This window comes from Streptomyces sp. NBC_00104 (genome assembly GCF_045160825.1).
Classification (GTDB): domain Bacteria; phylum Actinomycetota; class Actinomycetes; order Streptomycetales; family Streptomycetaceae; genus Streptomyces.
In genome coordinates, this window is sequence record NZ_CP108215.1 from 9,467,747 (window position 1) to 9,493,094 (window position 25,348).

20 protein-coding genes and 1 pseudogene are annotated in these 25,348 nt (G+C 72.3%); 6 read left to right on the forward strand and 15 right to left on the reverse strand.

Features of this window, described 5'->3' with window-relative positions; all coding sequences use genetic code 11:
* Positions 1 to 71: 71 nt before the first annotated feature.
* A pseudogene (locus OG272_RS41375) lies at positions 72 to 384 on the reverse strand (lipase family protein); the annotation flags it as partial.
* A 296-nt stretch (positions 385 to 680) separates the two neighbouring features.
* On the opposite strand from OG272_RS41375, the gene OG272_RS41380 reads away from it, so the two are divergent.
* Complete coding sequence (locus tag OG272_RS41380; RefSeq protein WP_327726812.1) at positions 681 to 2,732, forward strand: phosphocholine-specific phospholipase C; 2,052 nt, start codon at positions 681 to 683, stop codon at positions 2,730 to 2,732.
* 268 nt (positions 2,733 to 3,000) lie between these two features.
* Here the strand turns inward: OG272_RS41380 and OG272_RS41385 are convergent, their stop codons facing one another.
* Positions 3,001 to 3,972: a hypothetical protein gene (locus OG272_RS41385; protein WP_326574600.1), complete on the reverse strand. Its 972-nt coding sequence runs from the start codon at positions 3,970 to 3,972 to the stop codon at positions 3,001 to 3,003.
* Positions 3,969 to 4,769 carry a phosphatase PAP2 family protein gene (locus OG272_RS41390; RefSeq protein ID WP_328224414.1) on the reverse strand — a complete coding sequence of 267 codons (801 nt, stop codon included), beginning with the start codon at positions 4,767 to 4,769 and terminating at the stop codon, positions 3,969 to 3,971. The genes OG272_RS41385 and OG272_RS41390 overlap by 4 nt, the downstream gene beginning before the upstream one ends.
* 231 nt (positions 4,770 to 5,000) lie before the next feature.
* On the opposite strand from OG272_RS41390, the gene OG272_RS41395 reads away from it, so the two are divergent.
* The gene (locus OG272_RS41395; protein ID WP_328224415.1) at positions 5,001 to 5,615 is read left to right on the forward strand and encodes a TetR/AcrR family transcriptional regulator C-terminal ligand-binding domain-containing protein; all 615 of its coding nucleotides are present in this window, start codon (positions 5,001 to 5,003) and stop codon (positions 5,613 to 5,615) included.
* Positions 5,616 to 5,783: 168 nt separating this feature from the next.
* Here OG272_RS41395 and OG272_RS41400 read toward each other — a convergent pair whose 3' ends face one another.
* From OG272_RS41400 to OG272_RS41410, 3 genes are all read right to left on the reverse strand, one after another.
* Positions 5,784 to 6,830: a DUF2510 domain-containing protein gene (locus tag OG272_RS41400; RefSeq protein ID WP_405895749.1), complete on the reverse strand. Its 1,047-nt coding sequence runs from the start codon at positions 6,828 to 6,830 to the stop codon at positions 5,784 to 5,786.
* Positions 6,831 to 7,531: 701 nt separating this feature from the next.
* On the reverse strand, positions 7,532 to 8,719 hold the full coding sequence (locus OG272_RS41405; RefSeq protein ID WP_405895750.1) for an anhydro-N-acetylmuramic acid kinase: 1,188 nt from the start codon (positions 8,717 to 8,719) through the stop codon (positions 7,532 to 7,534).
* Positions 8,720 to 8,725: 6 nt separating this feature from the next.
* Positions 8,726 to 10,042 (reverse strand): MFS transporter, encoded by a 1,317-nt coding sequence (locus OG272_RS41410; protein WP_328224417.1) that lies wholly within the window; start codon positions 10,040 to 10,042, stop codon positions 8,726 to 8,728.
* Positions 10,043 to 10,283: 241 nt separating this feature from the next.
* Between OG272_RS41410 and OG272_RS41415 the strand changes: the two genes are divergently transcribed.
* Positions 10,284 to 12,956 (forward strand): ATP-binding protein, encoded by a 2,673-nt coding sequence (locus OG272_RS41415; protein WP_405895751.1) that lies wholly within the window; start codon positions 10,284 to 10,286, stop codon positions 12,954 to 12,956.
* A 46-nt stretch (positions 12,957 to 13,002) separates the two neighbouring features.
* Here the strand turns inward: OG272_RS41415 and pcaD are convergent, their stop codons facing one another.
* From pcaD to OG272_RS41450, 7 genes are all read right to left on the reverse strand, one after another.
* Positions 13,003 to 14,130 (reverse strand): 3-oxoadipate enol-lactonase, encoded by a 1,128-nt coding sequence (gene pcaD, locus OG272_RS41420; protein ID WP_328224419.1) that lies wholly within the window; start codon positions 14,128 to 14,130, stop codon positions 13,003 to 13,005.
* Positions 14,127 to 15,548 carry a 3-carboxy-cis,cis-muconate cycloisomerase gene (gene pcaB / locus OG272_RS41425; protein ID WP_405895752.1) on the reverse strand — a complete coding sequence of 474 codons (1,422 nt, stop codon included), beginning with the start codon at positions 15,546 to 15,548 and terminating at the stop codon, positions 14,127 to 14,129. Before pcaB ends, pcaD begins: the two co-directional genes overlap by 4 nt.
* Positions 15,545 to 16,150, reverse strand: a complete 606-nt coding sequence (gene pcaG, locus OG272_RS41430) for a protocatechuate 3,4-dioxygenase subunit alpha (RefSeq protein WP_405895753.1) — start codon at positions 16,148 to 16,150, stop codon at positions 15,545 to 15,547. Before pcaG ends, pcaB begins: the two co-directional genes overlap by 4 nt.
* A gap of 6 nt (positions 16,151 to 16,156) precedes the next feature.
* Positions 16,157 to 16,930, reverse strand: a complete 774-nt coding sequence (gene pcaH / locus OG272_RS41435) for a protocatechuate 3,4-dioxygenase subunit beta (RefSeq protein WP_328224421.1) — start codon at positions 16,928 to 16,930, stop codon at positions 16,157 to 16,159.
* A gap of 139 nt (positions 16,931 to 17,069) precedes the next feature.
* A complete protein-coding gene (locus OG272_RS41440; RefSeq protein WP_326574589.1) occupies positions 17,070 to 18,296 on the reverse strand; it encodes a thiolase family protein in 1,227 nt (408 codons plus the stop codon).
* Positions 18,293 to 18,940 carry a CoA transferase subunit B gene (locus tag OG272_RS41445; RefSeq protein ID WP_328224423.1) on the reverse strand — a complete coding sequence of 216 codons (648 nt, stop codon included), beginning with the start codon at positions 18,938 to 18,940 and terminating at the stop codon, positions 18,293 to 18,295. The genes OG272_RS41440 and OG272_RS41445 overlap by 4 nt, the downstream gene beginning before the upstream one ends.
* On the reverse strand, positions 18,940 to 19,722 hold the full coding sequence (locus OG272_RS41450; protein WP_326574587.1) for a CoA transferase subunit A: 783 nt from the start codon (positions 19,720 to 19,722) through the stop codon (positions 18,940 to 18,942). Before OG272_RS41450 ends, OG272_RS41445 begins: the two co-directional genes overlap by 1 nt.
* A 253-nt stretch (positions 19,723 to 19,975) precedes the next feature.
* Between OG272_RS41450 and OG272_RS41455 the strand changes: the two genes are divergently transcribed.
* The gene (locus tag OG272_RS41455) at positions 19,976 to 20,437 is read left to right on the forward strand and encodes a MarR family transcriptional regulator (RefSeq protein WP_326574586.1); all 462 of its coding nucleotides are present in this window, start codon (positions 19,976 to 19,978) and stop codon (positions 20,435 to 20,437) included.
* A gap of 130 nt (positions 20,438 to 20,567) precedes the next feature.
* Here the strand turns inward: OG272_RS41455 and OG272_RS41460 are convergent, their stop codons facing one another.
* On the reverse strand, positions 20,568 to 21,563 hold the full coding sequence (locus OG272_RS41460) for a DUF3048 domain-containing protein (protein ID WP_326585534.1): 996 nt from the start codon (positions 21,561 to 21,563) through the stop codon (positions 20,568 to 20,570).
* A gap of 199 nt (positions 21,564 to 21,762) precedes the next feature.
* Here OG272_RS41460 and OG272_RS41465 point away from each other — a divergent pair, with 199 nt between their 5' ends.
* Positions 21,763 to 22,953: a zinc-dependent alcohol dehydrogenase gene (locus OG272_RS41465; RefSeq protein ID WP_326574585.1), complete on the forward strand. Its 1,191-nt coding sequence runs from the start codon at positions 21,763 to 21,765 to the stop codon at positions 22,951 to 22,953.
* Between the two features lie 128 nt (positions 22,954 to 23,081).
* Here the strand turns inward: OG272_RS41465 and OG272_RS41470 are convergent, their stop codons facing one another.
* Positions 23,082 to 24,158 carry an ATP-dependent DNA ligase gene (locus tag OG272_RS41470; protein ID WP_327726801.1) on the reverse strand — a complete coding sequence of 359 codons (1,077 nt, stop codon included), beginning with the start codon at positions 24,156 to 24,158 and terminating at the stop codon, positions 23,082 to 23,084.
* A 74-nt stretch (positions 24,159 to 24,232) separates the two neighbouring features.
* Between OG272_RS41470 and ligD the strand changes: the two genes are divergently transcribed.
* Positions 24,233 to 25,243 carry a non-homologous end-joining DNA ligase gene (gene ligD, locus OG272_RS41475; RefSeq protein ID WP_326574583.1) on the forward strand — a complete coding sequence of 337 codons (1,011 nt, stop codon included), beginning with the start codon at positions 24,233 to 24,235 and terminating at the stop codon, positions 25,241 to 25,243.
* The last annotated feature ends 105 nt before the right edge of the window (positions 25,244 to 25,348 follow it).

Below are 25,348 nucleotides of genomic sequence, written 5' to 3' on the forward strand. Positions count from 1 at the left end.
GGCGGCGACTGATCCAGGTGGAGCGTGTCCACGACGACCGGTGCACCGAGAGCGCCCTCGACCACGTCCCATCAGCGCTGGAAGGGCATCGTCCAGCAGTTGGACGTGGTCGGGTCGCCTCCAGACGTTCGGTGAGCCAGGAGATCGCCTCTCCCTGGTCGGCGATGAGGGGGCGAGGCGGTTGGTGAGGATCCTGTCGCCGAGGTCGGGCAGGTCGACTGCCGCGTAGGTGATGTTGCCGCCCTTGCGGCACCAGTCCACTGCCAGTTGGCGGGCCTGGCCGTGCGGAACGATGTCGTCCTGGACACCGGTGGCCACCCGGACCGGACCGGCCGGTTTCAGCGTCCCGATGCGCTGCTCGTCGAGGACGGCCTCGGGCCCTGGAGGCCGAAGCGCATCGGCTCGGTCGGGTGCCCCGGCTGCGGACGACGGCGGTGTTGTCGTCGCGGGGGCGGATCTCCACGATCTCCATCGTGCCGTGCAGCACGTCCCCGGGCCGGACCGGCGCCCGCATGCGCAGGGAGTCGAGGTGGCGCGCCCGCCCGGCGGTGTTCGCGCGGCGGTCCCCGGCGCGTCACACCCGCGCCACGACCCCTTCCCCGGCGTTCGTTCCTCTTGGACCATTCCTTGCGCGCAGGTCACATCCGACGCACCACGTCAGGACAAGAGGTCATCCACCCATGCCTGAAGTCAACCGGCGGCGATTCCTCCAAGTCGCGGGCGCCACAACGGCGTTCAGCGCACTGTCGGCCAGCATCCAGCGGGCCGCGGCGCTGCCCGCGCACCATCGTTCCGGCACGATCGAGGACGTCGAGCACATCGTCGTCCTCATGCAGGAGAACCGGTCCTTCGACCACTACTTCGGCTCGCTGAGAGGCGTACGGGGCTTCGGCGACCCGCATCCGGTGACGCTGGACAACGGCAGGAGCGTGTGGCACCAGTCGGACGGCACGAAGGACGTGCTGCCGTTCCACCCCGAGGCCGACGATCTCGGCATGCAGTTCCTGGAGGGCCTGCCGCACAGCTGGCCGGACGGCCACGCCGCCTACAACGGGGGCAAGTACGACAAGTGGGTGCCGGCCAAGGGCACCACGACGATGGCGTATCTGACGCGCGAGGACATCCCGTTCCACTACGCCCTCGCCGACACGTTCACCGTCTGCGACGCCTACCACTGCTCGTTCATCGGCTCGACCGACCCGAACCGCTACTACATGTGGACCGGGTACACGGGCAACGACGGCAAGGGCGGCGGTCCCGTCCTCGGCAACGACGAGGTCGGCTACGACTGGACGACCTACCCCGAGCGCCTCGAAGAGGCCGGGATCTCCTGGAAGATCTACCAGGACATCGGCGACGGCCTGGACGCGGCCGGCTCCTGGGGCTGGATACAGGACGCCTACCGGGGCAACTACGGCGACAACTCGCTGCTCTACTTCAACAAGTACCGGGGCGCCAAGCCCGGCGACCCCTGGTACGACAAGGCCCGCACCGGTACGAACGCGAAGGCCGGTGACGGCTACTTCGACCGGCTGAAGGCCGACGTCAGGGCGGGCGAGCTGCCGCAGATCTCCTGGATCGCCGCGCCCGAGGCGTTCTCCGAGCACTCCAACTGGCCCTCGAACTACGGCGCCTGGTACATCTCCCAGGTCCTCGACGCGCTCACCTCCAACCCGGCCGTCTGGGCGAAGACGGCGCTGTTCATCACCTACGACGAGAACGACGGCTTCTTCGACCACCTCGTGCCGCCGCTGCCGCCGCGCGACGCCTCCCGCGGCAAGTCCACGGTCGATGTCGGACCGGACCTCTTCGCGGGCAGTTCGACGCAGGTCGCCGGACCGTACGGGCTCGGACCACGGGTGCCGATGCTGGTCGTCTCCCCCTGGAGCAAGGGCGGCTACGTCTGCTCGGAGACCCTCGACCACACCTCGATCCTGCGGTTCATGGAGCGCCGGTTCGGGGTGAAGGAGCCGAACATCTCGCCGTGGCGGCGGGCCGTCTGCGGCGACCTCACCTCCGCGTTCGACTTCTCCCGCAAGGACAGCCGGCCGGCCGCGCTGCCGGACACCGACGCGTACGAGCCGCCGGACCGCGAGCGCCACCCCGACTACCGGCCGGCCGTGCCGGGTGACCCCAGCATGCCGAGGCAGGAGCGGGGGCTGCGACCGGCCCGGCCGCTCAAGTACGCGCCCAGGGTGGACGGTTCGGCCGATCCGAAGGCCGGGACCCTCACCCTCACGTTCGCCTCCGGCGGCAAGGCGGGTGCGGCCTTCCTCGTCACCTCCGGGAACCGTACGGACGGGCCGTGGACGTACACCACCGAGCGGGGCAAGGCCGTGTCGGACACGTGGAACTCCGCGTACTCCGGCGGCTCGTACGACCTGACGGTGCACGGGCCGAACGGCTTCCTGCGGGTCTTCAAGGGGCCGGGGAAGACCTCGGCGGCCGGGCCCGAGGTCACCGCGCGCCATGTCGGCGACGACGTGGAGCTGACCTTCACCAACAAGGGGTCCGGCACGGTGAGTCTGAAGGTCACGAGCGCCTACGGCGGCCGGTCCCGCACGGTCGGGGTGCGGGCGGGGGCGACCGTCCGACAGGTCGTGGACCTGCGGGCGAGCCGACGCTGGTACGACCTGAGCGTCACCGCCGACGGGGGCTTCCTCCGGAGGTTCGCCGGGCACGTGGAGAACGGGCGGGCGGGGGTGAGCGATCCGGCGCTGGGGTGGCGGTAGGGCATCTGAGAGGGCGGAGAGCTCGGGGGCGAGTGTCCCTGAGTGACTGCGGCTCGCACGTGGTCGCGCGTGCAGTTCCCCGCGCCCCCTGAAGGCCTACGGCCCAGGGTGCGCGGTCCTGCTGCCGACACCGCCCCAGCAGCGGCAGTCGTGCCGCCGGGTGCCGCCATGCCTGCCGTCCGCACTGCGGGCAGTCGTGCCGCTGGGGCGGCACGGGTGGGCGCAGGCGGCGCCCTGTCAGCGCCGGTAAGCGTCTCCGGCTCCGCTCTCAGAGGGGGGTGAGGTGTCCCGGCGCCGGGGAGCCCGGCAGGCGGGGGAGCAGCGACGGTTCCGTCGGGGCGTGTCGGGCTTCCAGGGCGAGGACGGCCGCCACCGGGTGGTCCTCGTCCACCGGGGCAGGACCCATCGGCCGGATCTCGACCGCCGGCGTCACCCGGGTCAGCAGCACCACACCCCGCGCCGCCACGCCCGCTCCCGCCACGGCGAGCAACACCCCCGCGACGCCGCCCCGCAGGCCCTCGCCGAGGAGCGAGAGGCCGATCACGGCGGCGGCGAGCGGGTTGGTGAGGGTGACGACCGCCAGGGGGGCTCCGAGCCCGCCTCGGTAGGCCGTCTGGGAGAGCAGGAGGCCGCCCACGGCGAACGCGGCGACCAGGAGGGCCACCACGACGACCTCGACGTCCAGGAGGGAGCCCGAGCGGTCGGTCGCGGCGACCGTGACGGTCTGGGTGAGCGCGGAGGCGACGCCCGAGGCCAGGCCGGACGCGCCGGCGTGGCGCAGTCCGGACGTGGTGCCGCGACGGGACAGGAGCCCGACCAGCGCGGCGGTGGCGCCGGCCACGGCGAGGGCCTCCGGGACGCTCAGCACGTCGTCGGGGGCGGGGCCGGACGCGGCGATCAGGATCGCGGCGAGGCCGGCCAGCGTGAGCGCGGTGCCACGCCACTCCGCCGCGGTGACCCGGCGCCCGGCGACTCGCGCACCGAGTGGCACCGCGGCCACCAGGGTGAGCGCGCCGAGGGGCTGTACGACGGTGAGGGGCCCGTACTTGAGGGCCACCACGTGCAGCAGCGCGGCGCCCGCGTTCAGCGCGACCGAACTCCACCAGGCACCGCTGGCGAGCATCCGCCGTACGCCCGTGTCGGCGCTGCGGGAGGCGAGCCGCTCCTGGGCCACGGCGGCGGTCGCGTAGGCGACGGCGGAGACCAGGGACAGGGCGACGGCGAGGAGTGTGGCGTTCATCGGCCCGCTCCCACCAGGACGGGCTCCTCGGCCGGTACGAGGGCCTTGGAGTGCTGCCCGGCGGTCGTGGCCGTGCGGTGCGGGAGCTGGATCACGGCGAGCGCGAGGGCCAGCAGGACGCCCGCCACGATCGCGTCCAGCCAGTAGTGGTTCGCGGTGCCGACGATCACGATCAGGGTCACCAGTGGGTGCAGCAGCCACAGCCAGCGCAGGCGGGAGCGGGTCGCGGCGATCAGGCCGACCGCGACCATCAGGGCCCAGCCGAAGTGCAGGGAGGGCATCGCCGCGAACTGGTTCGCCAAGGAGTCGGTGGCCGGAGCCGCCGAGTAGACCGTCGGCCCGTACACCTGCCCGGTGTCGACGAGACCCGCGACGTCCAGCATCCGCGGCGGGGCCAGCGGGAACGCGAGGTGCAGCAGCAGGGCGGCGGCGGTGAGGGCGGCGAGGACCCGGCGCGCCCAGACGTAGTGCGCGGGGCGCCGCAGGTACAGCCAGACCAGGAAGGCCACGGTGGCCGGGAAGTGGACGGTCGCGTAGTAGACGTTCGCGAAGTGGACCAGCGTGTCGCCGTGCAGCAGCGCGGACTGTACGGAGCCCTCGCCCGGCAGGTCCAGGGCGCGCTCCCAGTCCCACACCTGGTGGGCGTTGCGGAAGGCCTCGGCGGTGTGGCCGCCCGCCAGCAGTCGGCCGAACTTGTAGACGAGGAAGAGCCCTGCGACGAGCAGGAACTCACGGACGAGGGGTGGCCGCGATATCGCGGCGGCCCGCTCCTGCACAGGCTCGGTGCGGCATTCCATCCCCCGGCCCTTTCACTGACGGCGCTGGTGGCGCTGGTTCCCTGGACGGCACAAACGATCGATACGCGGCAGTACCGAAACGCGGCAGTACCGATACGAGAGTGTACCGATACGCCACTGTACCGAAACGGGGGGGTATCGATACGGCACTGTACCGATACGGCGGCGTTCCGGTACAGTGGCGTTTCGACAGGCTTTTCGGCATGGGGACGACCGAAGGAGACAGGGGCCATGACGTCGCAGGCAGCGGACGGGCCGGAGACGGCCGTCGCCTCGCGCCGCTCCAAACTCACGCCCGAGCGTGAGCAGGAGTTCTTCGACGCCGTGCTCGAACAGATCCGTGCGTGCGGGTACGACTCGGTGACCATGGAGGGCGTCGCCGCGACCACGCGGTGCAGCAAGTCGACGCTCTACCGGCAGTGGAGGACGAAGCCGCAGTTCGTGGCGGCCGCCCTGCGCGCGCGCCGCAGTGTCCGCTTCGCGGGGATCGACACCGGCAGCCTCGCCGGTGACCTGCGCGAGGTGGCCCGGCACGCCGGTGAGGGCTACGTTCTGGAGGGGCGGCTGTTCCAGGCCCTCGGCCACGCGGCCGTGCAGGACGAGGAGTTGCGGGCGGCCCTGCGGGACGCGCTGGTGGACCCGGAGATCGACGCGCTCAAGGTCATGATCGACCGCGGGGTGGCCCGGGGCGAGGTCCCCGCGGACCATCCGGCGCTGGAGTTCATCCCGGCCCAGATCTTCGGCGTCCTGCGGGCCCGCCCGGTTCTGGAGGGCCAGGACGCGGACGAGACGTACATCATCAAGTTCATCGAGGCGGCGGTGCTACCGACGCTCGGCCTCGCGTGAGACTCGGGCCGCCGTTCGTGGGTTGAACCGGACGACGACCTGATCGCGCCGCACCGTGGGGACGGGGGCGGCGCGTAACCCCGGCCGGGTGGGATTCCTCTGGAGCGGAGAGGAATTCCACCCGGCCGACTTTTCCGGGTGCACCGGGCCGTTCGGGAGTGTGCGGGATCACACGTCCTGGCCGCTGCCGCCCCCGCTGATCGACGCCTCCTTGATGCCCTTGGTGATGTCGTCGATGACCGACTGCTTGGGCGCCTCGTCGCTCACGTCGATGCCGAAGCGGACCACGACGAGCCGCGAGGAGTCGGCCGGGGAGGGGAAGGCGAGCGACTCGACATAGCCGTCGTCGCCCTTGCCCGTGACCACCTTCCAGCGGACGTAGTAGCCCTTCTCGCCCGCCACGGTCACCGCCTTGGAGGCCAGCTCCTCGTGGGAGGTGATCTTCCCGTAGCCCTCGGAGCCGTAGGCGGCCTCGGCGGCCTGGGAGATGTCCTCCTTGGCGGCCGCCTCGGCGGTGGTGGCCTTCAGCTTCAGCAGCTCGGCGGGCGACGAGTAGGCGCCGCCGCGCGTGCAGGTCTTCGTGGCGTCGGCCGGGCACTCGTACGACGCCTCGGTCGTCACCTGCGCACCGGCCGGCAGGGCCGAGCCGACCCAGTCGTCGGGCACGGGGATGCTGATGCCGCTGGTCGTGTCGGTGGCGTACCCCTCCTCGGTCTGCGGCGGCTGCCCGGACCCGTCCGGCTCCGGCGTCTGGCCGCCGGAGCCACCCGATCCACCGGGTCCGCCCTGGCCGCCGGAGTTGCCACCCGGCCCGCCCTGGCCGCCGTCCGCACCGCCCCGGCCGTTCTGCCCGCCGGGGCCCTGGGACGTCGTACTGCCCTCGCCGCCTCCGTCGTTGCCGGCCAGGGCGTACACGCCGACCCCGATGCTGGCCAGCACCGCCGCCGCCACGGCCACGGCTATCCCGGTGCGCAGGCCGCGCTTCGGGGCGGGGGCCGGGTACCCGGGATAGCCGGGGTATCCGGGGTGGCCCCCGGCCCCCGGCGGGTACGGGCCCGCGCCCGGCGGGTAGGCCGGGGGACCGAACCCCGCGGCCGGGCCCACGGGCCGGACCTGGTCCGTCCACGCCTTGCCGTCCCACCAACGCTCGAGGGCGGGAGCGTCATTTGTCTGCCCGGGGTCGGGATACCAGCCGGGAGGAGTCACCTGCGTCATGGGGCAACCGTATGAGGCCGGAGTGAAAAGCGGATGAGAGGGGACGGTAATTGGCACGCCCACCGCCCGATTTCCCTGCCGACCTGCCGACTTGCCGACCTGCCCACCTGCCCACCTGCCCACCTGCCCACCTGCCGACCTGCCGATCCGCCGCCCCGCTGTGCCGTCGACCCGCCGCCCTGCCGCCCCGCCGATCCGCCGCCCCGCCGATCCGCCGCCCCGCCGCCCCGCCGATCCGTCGACCCGTCGTGCCGTCGTGCCGTCGACCCGTCGTGCCGTCGGTCTGCCGACCCGCCGTGCCCTCAACCTGCTGGCCCGCCGACCCGCCGACCCGTCGCCCTGCCGCCCCGCTGTGCCGTCGACCCGCCGCCCTGCCGCCCTGCCGCCCTGCCGCCCCGCCGATCCGCCGATCCGTCGACCCGTCGTGCCGTCGTGCCGTCGATCTGCCGTGCCTCGGTGCCCTGGCCCTGCCGCCCCCGCCGCCCCGCCGCCCCGCCGACCCGCGGAGTTCGACGGCAGCAGCCGCTGCGGCGACTCGCGGGAGGGGTGACCGGCGGAGGCGTCGGCCGAACGGGCCGCCGTCGCCACGGGTGCCGCTCAGGACGACCGGCGGCCCCGGCGAACGGTCGGATGTCCGGCCACCCCGGCAGATTTCCCGCGCGACGGCCGGGCGCGGGGGTGACGCCGAGGCCGCCTGCGGCTCACCGGATGACGAGCCGCACCGGCGGCCGCACGGCACATGGCACACCCGAACGCCCCGGCGAAGGCAGACCCCGGCGCCCCGGCGTCACCGAACCCAGCACACTCGGGTGCCGGGCTCCCGTGCTCGACGGGTCCGTACCCGGTAGCCCGTGGACGGTCAGGAAGCCCAGGACGGCGAAGGCGTACGCCTCCTTCGCGTCCGCCGGGAGCCCCAACTCGTCCGACACCCGCAGCGGTACGCCGGCGAGCTCGGCGCCGAGCATCCGCATCAGCGTCGGATTGCGGGTGCCGCCGCCCGACGCGATCACCTCGGTGCCCCGCACCGCGCGGGTGGCGGCCGCGACCGTACGGGCGGTGAGGAGCGTGAGGGTCGCGACGACGTCCGCCGGGCGCAGCCCCGTGACCTCGGCCAGAGCGGAGCGCAGGTAGCCGTCGTGGAACAGTTCCTTGCCCGTGGTCTTCGGCGCGGGCAGCGCGTAGTACGGCTCGGCGAGGAGCCGGCACAGCAGCGGCTCGTGGACGGTGCCACGGGCGGCGAGGGCGCCGTCCACGTCGTACGACAGGTGCCCGCCCGTCGAGTCCCGCACGGCAGCGTCGATCAGGGCGTTCGCGGGCCCGGTGTCGAAGGCGGTGCCGTCGGGGGCGGTGAGGTTGGCGATGCCGCCCAGGTTGAGGGCGACCGGTGTGCCGGGCCTGCCGCGCAGCCACAGCAGGTCGACGAGGCTCACCAGGGGCGCGCCCTGGCCGCCGGCGGCGATGTCCCGGGGCCGGAAGTCGGCCACCACGGGCAGCCCCGTCGCCTCGGCGATCCAGGCGGGCTGCCCGAGCTGGAGCGTACCGAGCACCTCGGTCCCCTCGCCCGCCTCCGTCCCCTGGGTCCAGTGGAAGACCGTCTGGCCGTGCGAGGCCACCAACTCGGCCCGCCCGTCGCAGAGTTCACGGTCGGCCTCGACCGCCAGCGCCGCGAACGCCTGTCCGATGCGGGTGTCCAGCCGGCACACCTCGCCGACGGTGGTGGCCGCCGGAGGGAGCGCTCTGGTCAGCGCCTCGTGGAGATCGTCGTCGTACGCCCGGCTGACCAGTCCGAGCGGCTTCAGGGCGAGGGTGTCGCCGTCGAGGTCCAGGTCGGCCGCCGCCGCGTCGACGGCGTCGTACGACGTCCCGGACATCAGCCCGATCACCCGCATGCCCACTCAACTCCCCTGTTCCTCGCGAGGCTTACGGAGCGTCAGCAGCGTGAGCGTGCTCACCGCGCAGGTCGCGGCCGCGTAGTACGCCGGGATGTCCACGCTGCCCGTCCGTCGAATCGTCTCCGTGATGATGAGGCCCGCGCAGCCCGAGAACACGGCATTGGACAGGGCGTAGGCGAGTCCCAGCCCGGTGTAGCGGACGCTCGTCGGGAACATCTCGGAGAGCATGGCCGGACCCGGACCCGCCATCAGCCCGACGACCGCCCCCGCCGCGAACACGGTGACCGCCTTCGCCGTGGTCGAAGTACCCGTGTCCTGCAGGAGGTTGAGAAGCGGCAGCGCCAGGACGGTCACCGACAGGGTGCCCGTGAGCATGACCGGCCGCCGTCCCACCCGGTCGCTGAGCCACCCGGCCGGGACGATCGTGACCGCGAAGCCGAGATTGGCCGCCACGGTGGCCAGGAGGGCCTGCTGGAAGGTGGCGTTCAGACTGCCCTGCAGATAGGAGGGCAGCACGACCAGGAAGGTGTAACCGGCCGCCGCCCAGCCCATGACGCGGCCCGCACCGAGCGCGATGGCCCGGGCGGTCTCCCGGACCGGCGGCCGTACCGAGGCCCCTCCTGCCGAGGCCCTTTCGTGTTCTTGCCGAAAGGCCGGCGTCTCGTCCAGCCGCAACCGCAGCCACAGTGCGCCCAGGCCGAGCGGCAGCGTCAGCAGGAACGGCAGCCGCCACCCCCACGACTCCAGTTCCCCCGGGGACAGGGCGGATGCCAGCAGGGCGGCCACTCCGGCCCCGCCCAGCAGCCCCAGCGCCACCGTGAACGACTGCCACGACCCGTACAGCCCCCGTCTGCCCGCCGGCGCGAACTCCGTCATCACCGACACCGCGCCCCCGAACTCCCCTCCCGCGGACAGCCCTTGGAGCACCCGCAGGAAGGTCAACAGCCAAGGCGCGACGGCGCCGATCGTGTCGTACGTCGGAAGCGCGCCGATCAGGGTCGTCGCGACCGTCATCAGGACGATCACCAGAACCAGCACCGGACGGCGGCCGATCCGGTCACCGAGCCTGCCGAACAGCGCGGCGCCCACCGGCCGGAAGAAGAACGCCAGCGCGAACGAGGCGTACGTCCTCACCAGCGCCTCGACCTCACTGCCGCCCTCCGGCGTGAAGAACCGTGCCGCGATGATCGTCGCGAAGTACCCGTAGACACCGAACTCGTACCACTCGATGAAGTTCCCCACCGCCCCCGCGAACAGGGCCCTGCGGGACCGCTCGGGCCGGCCGGGGCGCGGCTCCGGCCCGCGCGCGGATGCGGTCATTCCGTCTCCTGAAGGGATGGGGCCCGTCGACACCGGAAGACCGGAAATTCAGCCTCGGACCACGGGAAGTTGACTGTCCATCACGTCAACGCGGCAGGCGGGCGGGCGGATGCGTCGCCCCGGAGGCATGCGATGTCACCCGACACGGCAATAGGTGTCCGGACCAGCCTCCACTTCGGCAGCCGGAGGGCTACGCTCAATGACCTGTACGTCGTTCGGGCGACGCTGGGGAGGTAGCGGGATGACGGAGGGACGGCCCGATGCGGCCGCCTCGGCTTCCCTGTGGGAGCGCGACGCCGAGATCGTCGCCATCACACAGGCGATCGACGAACTCCGCGTCGACAAGGCTTCCCCGGGCAGTGTCCTGGTGTTCAGCGGTGAGGCGGGCATCGGCAAGACCGCCCTGCTCGCCGAGGCCCGCCGGATCGCCGGGGACCGGGGCTGCACGGTTTGGTACGCACGTGGCGGCGAGACCGTCACGTCCGTCCCGTTCAACGTCGTACGGCAGTTGCTGCAACCCGCGCTGATCGGGCTGATGGAAGAGGAGATCCGCGAGTATCTCGGCGACTGGTACGACATCGCCGGTCCCGCCCTGGGGCTTACGGAGCCGGGCGCGAGTCCGGCCGACCCGCAGGCCGTCTGCGACGGGCTGGTCGCCGCCGTGAACCGGCTCTCCCGGCGGACCTGGCCGCTCGTGCTGCTCATCGACGACGCCCACTGGGCCGACCAGGAGACCCTGCACTGGCTGTCCGCCGTCACCGAGCGCCTGGCGGAGATGTGCGTCCTCGTCGTGGTGGCCCGCCGTCCCGGTGAGGTCACCGGCGAGGGCGCGCGGCATCTCGCCCAGGTCGCCGCCAGAGCCCGCCCGGTCGCCACGCTCCGGTCGCTCACGCCGGAGGCCACCGCCGGACTCACCCGCGCCACGCTCGGCGAGCACGCGGACGACCCGTTCTGCCGCGAGGTGTGGGCGGTGACCGGCGGCAACCCGTACGAGACCGTGGAACTCCTGGCCAAGGTGCAGGACAGCGAGCTGGAACCGGCCGAGGGCTCCGCCGCCGAACTGCGCGCCCTGAACCGGACGGCGCGTGGCCGCGGTCTCGTCGCGCGGCTCGAGACACTCGGCGTCGACGCCACCCGCTTCGCCTGGGCGGCGGCCATCCTGCACACCGGCATATCGGTGGAGATCGTGGCCCGGCTCGCCTCGCTGAGCCGGGAGACGGCGGCGGAGTGCGCCCACCTGCTGACCTCGGCCCGCATCCTCACCGAACCCAGTCCGGTCAACCGCAGGGCGGAGGACGGCGATCTCGAGTTCGTGCACCCGCTGATCGCCACCGCGGTCTACAAATCGATCCCGCCCGGCATCCGTACCGCGTTCCACGGCGTGGCCGCGACGGTCGTCAGTGAGTCCGGGCGAGGCGCCGCGGCGGCTTCACGCCACCTCGTCGAAGTGCACGCCGACGGCGACCCCGAACTGGTCGAGCAGTTGCGCGCCGCCGCGCGCGAGCACCTCGCCGTGGGTGCCCCGGACGCCGCCCGCCGCTGTCTGGAGCGGGCCCTGAAGGAGCCGCCGCAGCAGGATGTCCGCGTCCGCGTGCTCTACGAGCTGGGCTGCGCCACTCTCCTGACCTCGCCCGCCACCACCGTCGAGTACCTCCGCTCGGCACTCGCCGAGCCGGGCCTCGACAGCGCCGAGCGCGTGGACGCGGTGTTCCGACTCTCCCAGGCGCTGCTTCACAACGACCAGTTGGAGGAGGCCGTCCGCACGGTCGACGCCGAGGCCGCCCGGCTGGAACCGGGCCCGGCCCGGATGCGGCTCCAGGCCGCCCACTACATGTGGGAGGTCATCCACGCCGACGTGGACCTCTCGCCCACCCACTCCCAGGAACTCTCCGCCCTCGCCGCGGCCTGTACGGGGAGGGACAACTCCGAGCGTGCGCTGCTCATCCTGCGCGGATTCGACGCGGTGGTGCGGGGCGAGAGCGCCGAGGAGGTCGTCGAGTTCTGCGACCGGGCCCTCGTCAACGGCCGACTGGCGCCGGGCCTCGGCTGGACCGACAGTGAGTGGGGCATCGAGCTCCTGCTGATGCTGGCCATCGCGTACGCCTACGCGGACCGGCTCGACCGGGCGGAGAGCCTCTACACGGAGGCCGTGCGCACCTACGAGAGCGTCGGATGGAGCGGCGGCCATCTCGCCCTGGCCCACGCCTATGTCGGACACGGCCATCGCATGCGGGGGCGTCTCAAGGCCGCGGAGGAATCCCTGCGCAAGTCGCTGGCCTTCGCCGAGCGAGTCGGCCGTGGGCTGCCCCTGCACTGGTCGTCGACCTGCAACCTCGTCGACACGCTGCTGGCCCGCGGCCATGTCCAGGAGGCCTGGAAGGTCGCGGAGGAACACGGCTTCGCGCCTCCGTACCCGTCCACCCTCGTGCTGCCCGACCCCCGTTCCGTACGGGGCCGGCTGCTGCTCGCCGTCGGCCGCACCAAGGACGGCATCAATGAACTGGAGGCCGCCGAGAAGGCCGCGGCCGCCCGGGGGCACCACAACACGGTCATCGCACCCTGGGGCGGAGACCTCGCCCGCGCCCTCGCCACCGAGGACCCGCGCCGCGCCGCCGAACTCGCCATGAGCGTCCGCCGCCGAGCTGAACGCCTCGGCACGGACACCGCCATCGGCGAGGCACTCCGTGTCGAGGCCTACCTCGCCACCGGCAAACAGGCCGCCTCCCTGTACGCCAAGGCGGTCACCTACCTGGCGGCCTCGCCCTCCGCCTACGAGCACGCCGCGGCGCGCGTGGACTACGGCATCGCCGTCCGCTCGGTCTCCGAACTCAACCGGGGCCTGACGCTGGCCGCCTCCTGCGGCGCGGACGGCCTGGTCAAACGGGCGAGCGAGGCACTGGACCAGCTCCTGTAGCTCCAGCTCATGTGGCTCCAGCTCATGTGGCTCCAGCCCATGTGGCTCAGGTCCGGCCCGCGTCCTCCTCCGCCAGCACCCGCTGGGCCGTGGCGAACGCCGAGTTCGCCGCTGGGACTCCGCAGTACACGGCGGTCTGGAGGAGTACGGCGCCGATGTCTTCCGAGGTGAGGCCGTTGCGGCGGGCCGCTCGGATATGCATGGCGAGTTCGTCGTAGTGGCCGTGGGCGATCAGCGCGGTCAGTGTGATCATGCTGCGTTCGCGGCGGGACAGCGTGGGGTCGGTCCAGATCTCGCCCCAGGCGTACCGGGAGATGAAGTCCTGGAAGCGCTCGGTGAAGGGCGTCTGCCGGGACTGGGCACGGTCCACGTGCGTGTCGCCGAGGACTTGGCGGCGCACCTCCATCCCGCGCTTCGCGTACCCGTCGAAGTGTCCGCGCAGCGCGGCCAGTACGGCCTCCGGGCGCTCGGCGGGGGCGAGATGGGACGCGCCGGGGATCTCCGTGAGCGACGAGCCGGGCACCGCGTCGGCGATCTCCCGCAGATGCGCGGGCGGCGTCGCCGGGTCCTGCCGGCCGGCGACGAGGAGAGTCGGCGCGGAGATTCCGGGCAGGTCCGCGCGGATGTCGAACGCGGCGAGCGCGTCGCAGCAGGCGGCGTACGCGCGCGGGTCGGCGTTCCGGTGGTCGTCGACCAGCTCCGGCACGGTGAAACCGGGAGTGAACCAACGCGAGTCGGCGGATTCCGCGAGCCCGGCCAGCCCCTCCCGGCGCACCAGCTCCGCCCGCTCCTGCCACGCCTTGGCGCCGTTGAAGTGGGCCGAGGAACAGATCACGGCGAGGGACGAGACCCGCTCCGGGTGGTGCGCGGCCAGGTGCAGCCCGACCGCGCCGCCCAGGGACACACCCGCGTAGGCGAACCGCTCGACGCCCAGCGCGTCCGCCAGGGCCAGCACCAGGGCGGCCAGGTCGCCCACCGTCGCACCCGGAGCGATCAGGCCGGCGGGGGAGTCGCCGTGTCCCGGCAGGTCCCAGCGGATCACCCGGTGCGTGATCGACAGCTCGGGCGCCACCTTGTCCCACAGCTTGGTGGAGGTACCGAGGGAGGGGCCGAGCAGCAGCGGGGGAGCGGAGGTCGGGCCCTCCGCACGGTGGTTGAGCAGCTTGTCGGTCAACGTCGCTCCAGGGCACGGTCGGTGAGGGCTCCGGCGGAGCCGGTGTAGCGGGTGGGATCGGTGAGGTCGGTGATCAGTTCCGGGTCGACGGCTTTCAAGTCCGGCTCCTCGGCCAGCAGTTCGCCCAGCGACCGTCCTTCGGCGTAGACGCGTTCGGCCGTCCTGGTGAGCAGTTCCTTGGCGCGGGCCCTGCCCAGCACCGGAGCCAGCTCGACGGCCAGCCGCTCGGAGACGATCAGACCGTGGGTGAGGTCCAGGTGCCGACGCATCACGTCCGCGTTCACCCGGAGCCCCCGCGTGAGTTCCACCGCGTCCCGGGCGGCTCCGCCGACCAGTCGGAGCAGGTCGCGCAACGGCTCCCATTCGGCATGCCACGCCCCGGCCGGCCGCTCGTCCTCGGCCGCCAGCGCGCCGTACAGCGTGGCCGCCAGCTGGGGCGCACGCCGGGCCGCCGCCGCGATCAGCGTCGACCGTACGGGGTTCGCCTTGTGCGGCATCGCCGAAGAACCGCCGCCGCTGCCTTCGGTGACCTCCGCGATCTCCGTACGGGCCAGCGTGAGCACGTCCACCGCGATCTTCCCCAGGGCACCCGCGGCGAAGGCCAGCGCTCCGGCCAGATCCGCGATCGGGGTGCGCAGCGTGTGCCAGGGCAACTCCGGCTCATGGAGGCCGAGTTCGCGAGCATAGGCGGCGACGAGGGCGCGCGTGTCGACCGGGGCCGGGGTCGGGGCGTCCGCGGCGGCCTGGACGCCGACCGGGTGGTGGACATCGGCCGAAGCCTGAGCGCCGGTCACCGCCCCGAAGGCCGTGAAGGCCGCCAACGTGCCCGCCGCGCCGCCGAGTTGGGCGGGCAGGGTCGCCCGTACGACCGCGAGCCGGTCCCTGGCGTCCAGGATCAATGAGCGCCAGCCCGCCGCTTTCAGCCCGAAGGTCGTCGGCACGGCGTGCTGGGTGAGCGTGCGGCCCGGCATCGCGGTGTCCCGGTGCGCGGCGGCGAGCGCGGCCAGCGCGGACTCCGTACGGCCGAGGTCGGCCAGGATCAGGTCGAGGGTGCGCGCGGCGACCAGCATCGTCGCCGTGTCCATGATGTCCTGGCTGGTCGCGCCCCGGTGGACGTACGGGCCGTACTCCGTGCCGACCGCCTTCGTGAGGTCCGCGACCAGCGGGATCACCGGGTTGCCGCCGCCGCGGGCGCGTTCCGAGAGAGACCGGATGTCGAAGGCGGCGGCCTCCGCCGCCGAGGTCACCGCGGGGCCGGCCGCGGCGGGGACCAGCCCCAGTGCGGCCTGGGCGCGGGTCAGCGCGGCCTCGGCGTCGAGCAGCGCCCGCAGGTAGGCGGTGTCGCCGGTCGAGGCCGCGGCCGGGGAACCGGCCCACCCGGGGGCGAGCAGACCGGTGTCGGCGTCGGCAGAAGTCACTGGAACTCCAGGAAGACCGTCTCGCCTTCGCCCTGAAGGCGGATGTCGAAACGGTAGGTGCCGTTGCCCTGGTCCTCGGCGATCAGCGTGCCCCGGCGCGCCTCGTCCACCCGGGAGAGCAGCGGGTCGGCGGCGAGCGCGGCCTCGTCGCCCGGCAGATAGATCCGGGTGAACAGGTGGACGAGCAGGCCCCGCGCGAAGACGCACACGCTGAGGTACGGCGCGTTCCGCCCGCGCGCGCCCGGCCGCAGCGTACGCGCGGTCCAGTGGCCGCCTGCGTCGGTCTGGACGCGGCCCCAGCCGGTGAACTCCACGCCGTTGCGGCCCAGGAAGCCACCGCTCGCCGGGTCGCGCCGCATGGAGCCGTCGACCTGGGAGAGGTTGCCGTCCGGGTCCGGCCCCCACAGCTCCAGGAAGGCGTCCGGCAGCGGGTTGCCCTCGCCGTCGAGGATGTAGCCCTGGAGGGAGAGGGCGTCGGGGTGGCCGACGGGGGCGATGTCGCCGCCGCCGGGGAAGGGCAGGGCGTGGCCGTAGAAGGGGCCGACGGTGTGCGACGGGGTCGGGAGCACCGTCTCCGGGCGGCTCGTGTCGATCTTCGTCATGGCAGGTCAGCGTCCTTCTTCGATCCAGGTGGCCTTGGGGCCGTCGAGCACGATGTCCCAGACGTACCCCATCGAGAACTCCGGCACGGACAGGTTGTGGTCGTAGGTCGCGACCAGCCGCTGCCGGGCCGCGTCGTCCGTCACCGACTGGATGATCGGGTCGTACGGGAACAGCGGGTCGCTCGGGAAGTACATCTGGGTCACGAGCCGCTGGGTGAAAGCCGAGCCGAAGAGCGAGAAGTGGATGTGGGCCGGGCGCCAGGCGTTGAGGTGCTGCCGCCACGGGTACGGGCCCGGCTGGATCGTCGTGAAGTGGTAGTGGCCGTCGGCGTCGGTCAGGGTGCGGCCGACGCCGGTGAAGTTCGGGTCCAGCGGCGCGTCGTGCTGTTCTCGCTGGTGGGCGTAGCGGCCGGCCGCGTTGGACTGCCAGATCTCGACCAGCTGGCCGCGCAGCGGGCGTCCGTCGCGGTCGAGGAGCCGGCCGGAGACGGTGATGCGCTCACCGATCGGCTCGCCGTTGTGCTGCCGGGTCAGGTCGTTGTCGATCTCGGTGATGTCCCGCTCGCCGAAGGCGGGGGAGGCCAGCTCGACCAGCTCCGGGTCCTTGGTGACGTCGATTCCGATGAGGGGCTGCTTCGGGTGCCGCAGCACCGAGGACCGGTACGGGGCGTAGTCACGGCGCGGCTGATGCTCGACCGGCGCACCGTCGGCCACGCGCTTTTCGTAGGCGGCGTGCTCGGCCGCGATTTCCTGGTCGATGTCGTGCTGGGTGAGTGTCATGGGGATTCCTGAGGGTTCTGACGGTGTCGTCGAAGTCGGGCTCGAATCGCGCCCCGGCAGGGGCGCGGGCCGTGGTCCATGTGAGGCTCCGCCGCGCGGGCGCGACCAGCCACGGACGGCCGGCGGTCTCAAACAGTGCTCAGCGTTCCAGGACGAGTGCGAGTCCTTGCCCCACCCCGATGCACAGCGTGGCGACGCCGACGCCACCACCCCTGCGCGCGAGCTGATGGGCGACCGTGCCGGCCAGCCTCGCACCCGAGGCGCCCAGCGGATGGCCAAGGGCGATCGCGCCGCCCTGCGGGTTGAGGATCGCCGGGTCGAACTCGGGCCACTCGGCGACACAGCCGAGCACCTGCGCGGCGAACGCCTCGTTCAGCTCCAGGACGTCCAGGTCGCCGAACCCCTTGCCCGCCTTCGCGAGCGCGCGGTTGACGGCCTCGACGGGGGCGAGCCCGAAGTAGTGCGGGTCGATCGCGGAGACCCCGGACGCCGAGACCCGGGCGAGCGGTTCGCGCCCGGTGGCCGCGAGCCCCTCCTCGTCCACCAGCAGCAGGGCGGCGGCCCCGTCGTTGAGCGGCGAGGCGTTGCCCGCCGTTACCGTCCCCCCGGAGGTACGGAACGACGGCTTCAGCTTGGCCATGGCGGCGAGGGACGCGTCGGCCCGTACGCACTCGTCCGCGCCGAAGACAACGGGGTCGCCCTTGCGCTGGGGAATCGTGACCGGCGCGATCTCGCCGTCGAACAGCCCCTCGGTCCGCGCCTCGGCGGCCTTCCGGTGGGAGGCGAGGGCGAACTCGTCCTGCTGCTCCCGGCTGATCTTGTGCTTGTCGGCGATGAGTTCGGCCGACTCGCCCAGCGGGATGGTCCACTGCGGGTCCATCCTCGGGTTGACCATGCGCCAGCCCAGCGTGGTCGAGTACAGCTCGGTGTGTCCGGCGGGGAAGGGCCTGTCGCTCTTGGGCAGCACGTACGGGGCGCGGGTCATGGACTCGACACCGCCGGCGACGGCGATCGAGGCGTCGCCGAGCGCGATGGCACGGGCCGCCTGGATGACGGCCTCCAGACCGGAGGCGCACAGCCGGTTGACGGTCACGCCCGGGACGGAGGTGGGGAGTCCGGCCAGCAGTGCGGCCATGCGCCCGACGTTGCGGTTCTCCTCGCCGGCGCCGTTGGCGTTGCCGAAGTACACGTCCTCGATCCGCGCCGGGTCCAGGTCCGGCGTACGGGCCAGCAGCTCACGGATGGCGTGTGCGGCCAGGTCGTCGGGGCGCAGGCCCGCCAGACCGCCGTTGTAGCGGCCGATCGGGGTACGGACCGCGTCGACGAGGTAGACGTCCTTCGGACCGTTGCTCGGACCCTTGCTCATGACGGGATCTCCTCGGGGATGCGAACCTTGGCGGCGGTCCTGGCGACGATCTCCTCGACGGCCACGCCGGGCGCGGTCTCCACCAGCACCAGGCCCTCGTCGGTCACGTCGAGCACGCCCAGATCGGTGATGATCCGGTTCACGCACGCCTTTCCGGTCAGCGGCAGCGCGCACTCCTGAAGGATCTTCGCCGAGCCGTCCTTGGCGGTGTGGGTCATGACCACGATGACCGTACGCGCGCCGTGCACCAGGTCCATGGCACCGCCGATGCCGGTGATCATCTTGCCGGGGACGGCCCAGTTGGCGAGGTCACCGCCGGCGGAGACCTGCATCGCGCCGAGGACGGCCACATCGATGTGGCCGCCGCGGATCATCGAGAAGGACAGCGCCGAGTCGAAGTACGCGGCCCCGGGCAGGACCGTGACGGTCTCCTTGCCGGCGTTGATCAGATCGGGGTCGACCTGGTCCTCGGTCGGGTACGGGCCGGTGCCGAGGATGCCGTTCTCCGACTCCAGGATCACCTCGACGTCGTCCGGGAGGTAGTTCGGGATCAGCGTCGGCAGGCCGATGCCGAGGTTGACGTACTGGCCGTCCTGCAGCTCACGCGCGGCGCGCGCGGCCATCTGCTCGCGGGTCCAGGCCATCACTCGCTCACCGTCTCCCGTGCCGCAGGCGCGGAGACCGTGCGCCGCTCGATCTTCTTGTCGGCCGCCTGCTCGGGGGTGAGGGCGACGACCCGCTGCACGAAGATGCCCGGGAGGTGCACCGCGTCGGGGTCGATCTCGCCGGGCTCGACCAGCTCCTCGACCTCGGCGATGGTCACCTTGCCGGCCATCGCGGAGAGGGGGTTGAAGTTGCGGGAGGACTTGTTGAAGACCAGGTTGCCGTGCCGGTCGCCCCTGGCCGCACGGACGAGCGCGTAGTCGGTGCGGATGCCGCGCTCCAGCACGTACTCGACGCCGTCGAACTCGCGGACCTCCTTCGGCGGCGAGGCGAGCGAGACGCCGCCGTCGCCGTCGTAGCGCCAGGGCAGCCCGCCCTCGGCGACCTGGGTGCCCACGCCGGCCGGGGTGAAGAACGCCGGGATTCCCGCGCCGCCCGCGCGCAGCCGCTCGGCGAGCGTGCCCTGCGGGATCATCTCGACCTCCAGCTCACCGGCGAGGTACTGACGCGCGAACTCCTTGTTCGCCCCGATGTACGAACCGGTCACCCGGGCGATCCGGCCCGCCGCGAGGAGCACCGCGAGGCCGGACTCCATGGCCCCACAGTTGTTCGACACCACGCCGAGGCCCGAGACCCCGCGCTCGTACAGCGCCTGGATCAGTACGTTCGGCACACCGCTCAGCCCGAACCCGCCGACGGCGAGTGTCGCGCCGTCCGGCACATCGGCCACCGCCTCCACGGCCGTGGCGACCACCTTGTCCATGCGTGAGGCCCCATCTCGTCCGAGCACCCGGTGACCAGTTAATCAGGGCACTGAGCATTTCAGTGAAGTTTCCTTCACGCTGCCACTCGTCGGCTTCCTCGTCAAGACCCACGAGAAGGGCGAGGTCAGCTGCGTACGTGGATACCGTGGGTATGGACACGCCGCGGTGGATGGCGCGTATTGTTCAGTGCACGAACGAATCGCCGACGAATCGCCGGCCACGTCCGACACTGTGCCGAGCCGAGGAGCGAACATGACCGCGGTGGACCTCTCCACCCACCCCGGGCACCTGGCCCGACGGCTGCAGCAGGCCCACTACCTGCTGTGGAACGTGATGGTCTCCGAGGAGATCACCTCGCCGCAGTTCGCGGTCCTCAACACGCTCGTCGCCGAGCCGGGGCTCGACCAGCGCACGGTGGGGGAGCGGGTGGGGCTCGACCGGTCGACCATGTCCGAGGTCATCAGCCGGCTCGGGCGCCGGGGGCTCCTCGACAAGGTGCGTGATCCGCAGGACGGCCGACGGTTTCTGCTGCGGCTCACGGAGGACGGGGTGCGGACGCATCGCAGGCTCACGGTGCGGACGGCTCGGATGAACCAGGTGTTCCTCGCGCCCTTGTCGGCGGAGGAACAGGGGGTGTTCTTCGAGTTGATACGGCGGGTCGCCGACGCGGCGGAAGAACTGCGCAGCCCGGCCGAGTCTCTGGGCGCCCGGTAGCTTCGTCGGCGGGTCGTCGTTCGAGGCGGGTCGTCGGCGGTCGTCGCTCGGCCGCGGGTCGTCCGTGGCCGGTCGCGGACGACCCCGCGTCCCTGAGTGGGTGCCCACTTCGGGGCGGGCGGAGGCACGCTCACGCCTTCGCGTACACCACCCATACCTGGCCCTCCGCGAAGTTCATCGGTGTGCCGTCCGTCGTCGTGAAGGCCGTGCCGTCCGTGGGTGTGGGGCGTTTCCAGTTCCCGTCGTAGACCCGGCCGTCCCGTAGGACCTCCGCGCGGCCCGAGCCGACCGTCTCCGTGTACGGGGTGTTGTTGCCCAGGTAGTCGTGGAACCGGGACGCGCGGATGGTCACGTACTGGACGACCACCGTGGCCGGGGCGACTCGGGTGTCGTCGGTGGTGATCGTCGGGGTGCCGTCCATGGAGACCTGCCAGCGGCGGCTGTCGTCGGACCAGGTGAAGGTGAAGCGGGCGGCCGGGTAGCGGACGGTGCGGGAGTCCTCGGGAGTGCCGCCGGCCGGGGCGGCGCCGTAGCGGAAGCCGGTGGTCAGGGCGTCGGCGCCGGGCGGGGAGCCGATCAGTTTCCCGGGGCGCAGGTACAGGTTGTGCGGGGCGGGCTTCTCGTCGCCGCGGAAGTACGCGTCGTCGGCGTCCTCGGGGGTCTTCGCGTGCAGGGGCGCGTTGCCTATCAGCGGAAGGAGCTTGCCCTGCGCGCCGGAGAAGGCGAGGGTCGGCTCGTCGAACTGACGCAGTAGCTCCAGGTCGGACTCGCGGGCGCTGCGCACCGGGCCCACCGTCTCCGGGAACTTCGTCGCGTACACGGCCATCAGCCGGCTGAGACCGCCCTCGACCTGCTCTGCGTAGACGACGTCCGCGGCGTCGAGGCCGGTCTGGGGGCGGGCGGCGGAGACGTTGTCGATCTTCACGGCGAGCACGGATCCGGTGGGCGGCGCACTGCCCCGGTCGTCCCGGCGGCCGTCGCCCCGCCCCCGTTCGTCGTCGCCGTCCGAGCCGGTCACCGTGCAGCCCGCCAGGAGGGCCGCCGCGGTGAGAGCGGCGAGCAGCGCGGTCGTCCTCCCGCGGTGTCGCGCCCGTCGCACCGTCGGTCCCCTGCGTGGCCTGGTCATCTCGTCCATGTGTCTTTGATTGTGCGCTTATAAGTCCATAGATGGCCACACCCGTTTGTTTCTGATCGCGTCCGTTCTGCTGGACCGATCGGGGCGGCGGCCGGTCCCGGGCCCCGGTGGGCCGGGTGGTTCGGGGGTGGGGTGCCGGGTACTCGTGCGGCTCCTGCCGGCCGAGGCGAGGGAACGGAGTGTGGGCGCGATGAAGGCAGTGACATGGCAGGGCAAGCGGGACGTGCGCGTGGAGACCGTGCCCGATCCGGTGATCCAGGAGCCGACGGACGCGGTCATCCGCATCACCTCCACCGGGCTCTGTGGCTCCGACCTGCACCTCTACGAGGTGCTCACGCCGTTCATGACACCGGGCGACATCCTCGGTCACGAACCCATGGGCATCGTCGAGGAGGTCGGCGCCGGGGTGCCCGACCTGGCGGCCGGCGACCGGGTCGTCGTACCGTTCCAGATCGCCTGCGGCAACTGCTGGATGTGTCTCACCGGACTCCCCACCCAGTGCGAGACCACCCAGTGCACCGGCGAGGGCATGGGCGCGGCCCTCTTCGGCTACACCCGGCTGTACGGCGCGGTCCCGGGCGCCCAGGCCGAGTATCTGCGCGTGCCCCAGGCACAGTTCGGGCCGATCAAGGTGCCGGAAGGGCCGCCCGACGACCGGTTCCTCTACCTCTCCGACGTACTCCCCACCGCCTGGCAGGCGGTCGAGTACGCGCACATCCCGCCCGGCGGCAGTGTCGCCGTGCTCGGCCTCGGCCCCATCGGAGACATGGCCTGCCGGGTGGCCCGGCAGCATGGCGCCGAGCAGGTGTTCGGGATCGACCTGGTGCCCGAGCGGTTGCGCCGGGCGCGCGAGCGGGGTGTCGAGACGTTCGACCTCAGGGACTTCGACAGTGAGAAAGAGCTGGTCAGCGCGGTCCAGGACCGGACAGTCGGCCGGGGGCCCGACTCGGTGATCGACGCCGTCGGCACCGAGGCCCACGGCAGTGCGGCCGCCCGGCTCGTCCAGAACGCGGCCGGTCATCTGCCCCGGGCGGTCAGCGCGCGGTTCGCCGAGCACTTCAGCGTGGACCGGCTGGCCGCTCTCCACACGGCCATCGACCTCGTACGACGCGGCGGCACCCTCTCCCTCTCCGGCGTCTACGGCGGCAAGGTCGACCCGCTGCCCCTGCTCACCATGTTCGACAAGCAGATCCGGCTGCGCATGGGCCAGGCCAACGTCCGCACCTGGAGCGACGACATCCTGCCCCTCCTCACGGACGACGACCCCCTGGGCGTCGACGACTTCGCCACGCACCGGGTGCCGCTCACCGAGGCCCCGCACGCCTACGAGATGTTCCAGCGGAAGGAGGACGGGGCGGTCAAGGTGCTGATGGAGCCCTGACCGTCACCGTCCGGATTCCTCGCCGTTCGGCCCTTCACCGGTCGACCGGCCGGATCCCTCACCGTTCGGCCCTTCACCGTACGATCCCTGGCCTGTCCACCGGCCGGATCGCTCACCGGCCGGATCGCTCACCTGCCGCCGGCGGGGCCGAGGATCTCCGCCAGGTCGTAGGTCACCGGCTCCTCCAGTTGCGCGTAGGTGCAGCTCTCCGCCGTGCGGTCCGGGCGCCAGCGGCGGAAGCGGGCCGTGTGGCGGAAGCGGACGCCGTTCTCCATGTGGTCGTAGGCCACCTCGGCGACCTGCTCGGGTCGCAACGGCACCCAGGAGAAGTCCTTCTTCGTCGACCACCGGCTCGGCGCGCCCGGCAGCCGCGCCGTCTCGTGCGCCGCCTCGTCGGACCAGGCCGCCCAGGGATGCTCCCCGACGTCCTCCATCCGCAGCGGCTCCAGCTCCTCCATCAGTTCCGCGCGCCGCTTCATGGGAAAGGCCGCGCACACACCGATGTGCTGGAGGGTGCCCCCGTCGTCGTACAGGCCCAGCAGCAGGGAGCCGACCACCGGCCCGCTCTTGTGGAGGCGGTACCCGGCGACCACCACGTCCGCCGTCCGCTCGTGCTTGATCTTGAACATGGCCCGCTCGTCCTGCCGGTAGAGCAGCTGGAGCGGCTTGGCGATCACCCCGTCCAGGCCCGCCCCCTCGTACTGCTCGAACCACTGCTCGGCCAGTTCGCGATCCGTGGTCGCCGGGGCGATGTGCACCGGGGCCGTGACCTCGGACAGGGCCAGCTCCAGAAGCGCGCGCCGATCGGTGAGCGGGACGTCGAGCAGCGACTCGTCGTTCAGGGCGAGCATGTCGAAGGCGACGAAGGAGGCGGGGGTCGTCCGCGCCAGCATCCGGACGCGGGAGTCGGCGGGGTGGATGCGCTCGGTCAGGGCGTCGAAGTCCAGCCGTCCGTCCCGGACGATCACGACCTCGCCGTCCATCACGCAGCGCTCCGGCAGCCGCTCCCGCAGCGCCTCGGCCAGCTCGGGGAAGTACCTGGTCAGCGTCTTGCCGGTACGGCTGCCGATCTCCACCTCGGGCCCGTCCCGGAACACGATCGCCCGGAACCCGTCCCACTTCGCCTCGTAGTGCATGTCCGGCGGGATCTTGGCCACGGACTTGGCGAGCATCGGTTTCACGGGCGGCATCACCGGAAGATCCATGCTCCGATTCTGCGACCGTGCGCCCGGATTCGCCCGGTGTGCGGCATAAGGGCGTTCCGCCTACCGTGGCTCGCATGGGTGAAGCGGTGGAACTGGAGGCGGCGGGGCGGACGGTACGGCTGTCCAGCCCGGGCAAGGTCTTCTTCCCGGAGCGTGGCTTCACCAAGCTGGACCTCGCCCGGTACTACATCGCCGTCGGCCCCGGCATCCTGCGGGCCCTGCGCGACCGGCCCACCACGCTGGAGCGCTACCCGGAGGGCGTGACCGGTGAGAACTTCTTCCAGAAGCGGGCCCCCAAGAACATGCCCGACTGGATCCCCACCGCCCACATCACCTTCCCCAGCGGCCGCAGCGCCGACGAGATGTGCCCCACCGAGGTCGCCGCCGTCGTATGGGCCGCCCAGTTCGGCACGCTCACCTTCCATCCCTGGCCGGTCCGTCGAGGCGACGTCGACCGCCCCGACGAACTCCGCATCGACCTCGATCCCCAGCCCGGCACCGACTACCACGACGCGGTCCGCGCCGCGCACGAGCTCCGTGAGGTCCTGCACGAGTACGGCGGTCTGCGGGGCTGGCCCAAGACCTCCGGCGGCCGTGGCCTGCACGTCTTCGTGCCGATCCGGCCCGACTGGACCTTCACCCAGGTGCGCCGGGCGGCCATCGCCGTCGCCCGCGAGCTGGAGCGCCGGATGCCGGAGCAGGTGACCACGGCCTGGTGGAAGGAGGAACGGGGCGCGAAGATCTTCGTCGACTACAACCAGACCGCCCGCGACCGCACCATCGCCTCCGCCTACTCCGTGCGACCCCGCCCGCACGCACCCGTCTCCGCGCCCCTCACCTGGGACGAGGTGGGCGTCGCCGTGCCGCGCGACTTCGACCTGGGGACGATGCCGCCGCGCTTCGCCGAGGTCGGTGACGTGCACGCCGACATGGACGACCACGCGTTCTCCCTGGAGGCGCTGCTGGAGCTGGCCGCGCGGGACGAACACGACCATGGGCTCGGTGATCTGCCGTATCCGCCGGAGTATCCGAAGATGCCGGGTGAGCCGAAGCGGGTGCAGCCGAGCCGGGCGAAGAAGGAGTAGCGCTCCGCCGGGTGCGCCACGACGAGACGTGGTGATGACGCCGCGCGCCGGTGGGGCTTGTCGCGCAGTTCCCCGCGCCCCTTTCGGGGCGCGGGGATGCCGGCG

What these genes read in the sequence shown, in the direction of transcription:
- OG272_RS41380 (WP_327726812.1), top strand. Translation starts at nt 681, where the DNA reads ATGCCTGAAGTCAACCGGCGGCGATTCCTCCAAGTCGCGGGCGCCACA.
- OG272_RS41385 (WP_326574600.1), bottom strand. Translation starts at nt 3,972, where the DNA reads ATGAACGCCACACTCCTCGCCGTCGCCCTGTCCCTGGTCTCCGCCGTC.
- OG272_RS41390 (WP_328224414.1), bottom strand. Translation starts at nt 4,769, where the DNA reads ATGGAATGCCGCACCGAGCCTGTGCAGGAGCGGGCCGCCGCGATATCG.
- OG272_RS41395 (WP_328224415.1), top strand. Translation starts at nt 5,001, where the DNA reads ATGACGTCGCAGGCAGCGGACGGGCCGGAGACGGCCGTCGCCTCGCGC.
- OG272_RS41400 (WP_405895749.1), bottom strand. Translation starts at nt 6,830, where the DNA reads ATGACGCAGGTGACTCCTCCCGGCTGGTATCCCGACCCCGGGCAGACA.
- OG272_RS41405 (WP_405895750.1), bottom strand. Translation starts at nt 8,719, where the DNA reads ATGCGGGTGATCGGGCTGATGTCCGGGACGTCGTACGACGCCGTCGAC.
- OG272_RS41410 (WP_328224417.1), bottom strand. Translation starts at nt 10,042, where the DNA reads ATGACCGCATCCGCGCGCGGGCCGGAGCCGCGCCCCGGCCGGCCCGAG.
- OG272_RS41415 (WP_405895751.1), top strand. Translation starts at nt 10,284, where the DNA reads ATGACGGAGGGACGGCCCGATGCGGCCGCCTCGGCTTCCCTGTGGGAG.
- pcaG (WP_405895753.1), bottom strand. Translation starts at nt 16,150, where the DNA reads ATGACGAAGATCGACACGAGCCGCCCGGAGACGGTGCTCCCGACCCCG.
- pcaH (WP_328224421.1), bottom strand. Translation starts at nt 16,930, where the DNA reads ATGACACTCACCCAGCACGACATCGACCAGGAAATCGCGGCCGAGCAC.
- OG272_RS41440 (WP_326574589.1), bottom strand. Translation starts at nt 18,296, where the DNA reads ATGAGCAAGGGTCCGAGCAACGGTCCGAAGGACGTCTACCTCGTCGAC.
- OG272_RS41445 (WP_328224423.1), bottom strand. Translation starts at nt 18,940, where the DNA reads ATGGCCTGGACCCGCGAGCAGATGGCCGCGCGCGCCGCGCGTGAGCTG.
- OG272_RS41450 (WP_326574587.1), bottom strand. Translation starts at nt 19,722, where the DNA reads ATGGACAAGGTGGTCGCCACGGCCGTGGAGGCGGTGGCCGATGTGCCG.
- OG272_RS41455 (WP_326574586.1), top strand. Translation starts at nt 19,976, where the DNA reads ATGACCGCGGTGGACCTCTCCACCCACCCCGGGCACCTGGCCCGACGG.
- OG272_RS41460 (WP_326585534.1), bottom strand. Translation starts at nt 21,563, where the DNA reads ATGACCAGGCCACGCAGGGGACCGACGGTGCGACGGGCGCGACACCGC.
- OG272_RS41465 (WP_326574585.1), top strand. Translation starts at nt 21,763, where the DNA reads ATGAAGGCAGTGACATGGCAGGGCAAGCGGGACGTGCGCGTGGAGACC.
- OG272_RS41470 (WP_327726801.1), bottom strand. Translation starts at nt 24,158, where the DNA reads ATGGATCTTCCGGTGATGCCGCCCGTGAAACCGATGCTCGCCAAGTCC.
- ligD (WP_326574583.1), top strand. Translation starts at nt 24,233, where the DNA reads ATGGGTGAAGCGGTGGAACTGGAGGCGGCGGGGCGGACGGTACGGCTG.